Below are 2,673 nucleotides of genomic sequence, written 5' to 3'. Positions count from 1 at the left end.
ATATCAAATGGCAGGTTCATCGTTATGGCCCTGTGAACGCAATTCGAGGCGATACTTGCGGTTCGAGGGATCTGCCGCGTTGCACGAAGCTGAACGGCAGATCCTCGCATCGGAATTTTTATTCAGCAGCCTCTTGCAGTTCGACAGGCCCCCAGATCGGCGCACCGGCAGGCGCAAGATTAATCAGCTTATGATTGACGAACTCGCCGAAACCCAATTCAGATTGTTCGCGACCGAAGCCCGAATTTTTGACGCCTCCGAAGGGCAGGTCGGGCGCCACCCATGCCGGCTGATTGATGAACACCATGCCGGTCTCGATCCGGTCGGCGACGCGACGCGCACGGTCCAGATCGGCGCCGAACACAGATCCGCCGAGGCCATATGGCGTGTCATTGGCGAGCTGAATCGCGTCCTCTTCGCTGTCGGTCACATAGATGGACGCCACCGGCCCGAACAACTCCTGGCGGTAGGCTGGGTTCTTCCTATCGATGTTTGTGAGGACGGTCGGCTCAAGAAAGAAGCCAGGCCGATTGACGCGTTTGCCCCCGGTGAGGATTTTCGCGCCCGCGGTCCGCGCCGCTTCAATCTGCTCGAGCAAGCGAGACAACGCCCGCTCCGACGACAACGGCTGCAGCTCCGTCGCCGGATCGGTCGGATCACCTACCTTCAGCTCCTTTGCCGCTGCGACGAATTTCTCAACAAAGGCTGCGCCGCGGTCCTTGCCGACGACGATGATGCGTTTTGATGCGACGCAGCTTTGGCCGCAATTGAACATCCGTCCCGACAGAGCGCTGCTGACGGCATGGTCTAGAGGGGCATCGGGCAGCACGATGAAGGCATCGCTGCCGCCCAACTCCATCACGACCTTCTTTAGGTGGCGACCAGCTTGCTCGGCCACGGCGGCGCCGGCGCGCTCGCTTCCCGTCAGCGTAACGCCGGCAATGCGCGGATCTGCGATTAGACGTCCGATCTGCTCATGATCGGCGAAGATGTTCGTGTAGGCACCGTTCGGAATGCCGGCTTCTTTCAGAGCTCGTTCGAAAGCCAATGCGCATTGCGGAACACTTTCGGCATGTTTCAGCAGCACAACGTTGCCCGCCATAAGCTGGGGGCCGGCGACACGTGCTACTTGGTAATAGGGGAAATTCCAGGGCTCGATCGCGAGAATCGCGCCGATTGGGCGCGCGACCAGAGCGGCGGTTGGAAAGCCTGGGAAATGCTTCGGCTCTAGAAATTTTTCGGCGTTTTTGGCGTAGTAGTCGAGTACGGAAGCGGCGAGGCTCACCTCCGTAACCGCGACGCTCGCCAGCTTGCCCATGTCCTCGACGACATAGCGCGCGTACTCTTCGGCGTTTTCCCGAAGGATGGCGGCCGCGCGCGATACGATGTGGGCCCGGTCTGAGACGGAGCGACGGCTCCAGTCATCCCTGTAGCAAGCTTGGGCTGTTGCGACAAACGCTTCGAGCTCGCTGTCGCTAACCGTCGGAAATGTCCTGATGACCGCGCCGGTCGCGGGATTGATGCTTTGATAGAGCATTGAGATGTCCTTCTCGTTCGCGCCGGAAGTTAGCTACGTTCCAGGCCAAGCACCGCTGCGAACCAAACGATGCTTCTCAACTTGAGTATAAGATGACCGGTCATATTGGTCAAGCGGAAGTTTCAGGACCAATCGGACCTCCGTTCAAAATCTCTGTGAACTGAAGCAGAGCTTTTAGCGAGCGAGACTCGGAAGCAGCTGGCCGAAAATCACGGACAGGAAAGCGTCGAAAGGATACCGGCGTCCCTCGACGCGCGCGCGCAGAAACGCGCCCTCATAGGCGTCGAATATGACCGCCGCCAAATCGGAGATGTTGACCCTTTCGGCGAGCTCGCCCCTGCCTTTGGCTTCGCCGAGTACAGCCGCGATGGCGCTCGTTACATCGGTATAGGCAGCACCGACCGCCTGTTGAATAAGTGGCTGATTCTCATCTACAAAGGCGGCAAGACCGCCCATCAAGCATCCATGCTCGAAATACCCATTCTCCGCATAGGCAATCAATGACTCGAACTGGTTGCGCAGCCGCACCAAGGGCGGGCGCGACATGTCTTGCAATCCGCCACTGACATTCGCCAGATAGAGCGCGAGCGCTTCGGTAGCGAGTTGCTCTTTGCTTTGGAAATGGTTGTAAAAGGAGCCCTTGGGCGCACCCGCCGCGTCCGTGATGTCCTGAACGCTGGTCGCACCGAATCCTTTGGCGGTCAGCTGGTCGACTGCCGCATCCAAAATTCTACCCTTGAGACTCGGCCGAGGCATTTCCGTTAAACCCAAGACAATTGGTCATGTATATAATTTGGAAGAGGAGTCTGTCTAGGGCGCGACCTCATCCTTTTGTTCGTTATGATTAGAAAACAATCTATCCAAATGAACATCCGCGTCTGCGTCTCAATGACCCAAGGCAGGCAACCGGCTTCCGGGACCCGACTCGCCTTTACGTCGACGACTAAGCTTTAAAGCAACCCGACATCGAGGAAGCATGAGCGTTGGAAGGGATTGCTGAATGAGGTTGTCGATGCGGCCTGAAATCCTGTAGGGGTCGAGGTCCGCAAGTCCAACGCTTCTCACCATGCTCTCCGTTCTTCTCTTCCTTTTCGCCGCCGGGTTTTGCGCGGGCGTCATGAATGCGCTCGCGGGCG

Annotated in this window: 2 protein-coding genes; both read right to left on the bottom strand. The window is 58.1% G+C overall.

The genetic code is table 11. The features are described from left to right. Positions 1–118: 118 nt before the first annotated feature. Positions 119–1,537 (bottom strand): NAD-dependent succinate-semialdehyde dehydrogenase, encoded by a 1,419-nt coding sequence (locus Q0025_RS14900; protein ID WP_297300500.1) that lies wholly within the window; start codon positions 1,535–1,537, stop codon positions 119–121. Positions 1,538–1,711: 174 nt separating this feature from the next. Next, a complete protein-coding gene (locus Q0025_RS14895) occupies positions 1,712–2,263 on the bottom strand; it encodes a TetR/AcrR family transcriptional regulator (RefSeq protein WP_297300498.1) in 552 nt (183 codons plus the stop codon). Positions 2,264–2,673: the final 410 nt, after the last annotated feature.

It is taken from the genome of uncultured Methylovirgula sp. (assembly GCF_947646745.1).
GTDB lineage: Bacteria > Pseudomonadota > Alphaproteobacteria > Rhizobiales > Beijerinckiaceae > Methylovirgula.
This window is presented reverse-complemented; position numbering and strand designations above follow the sequence as displayed.

Coding starts and splice junctions, on each gene's coding strand:
- Q0025_RS14900 (WP_297300500.1), bottom strand. CDS start 1,537: ATGCTCTATCAAAGCATCAATCCCGCGACCGGCGCGGTCATCAGGACA.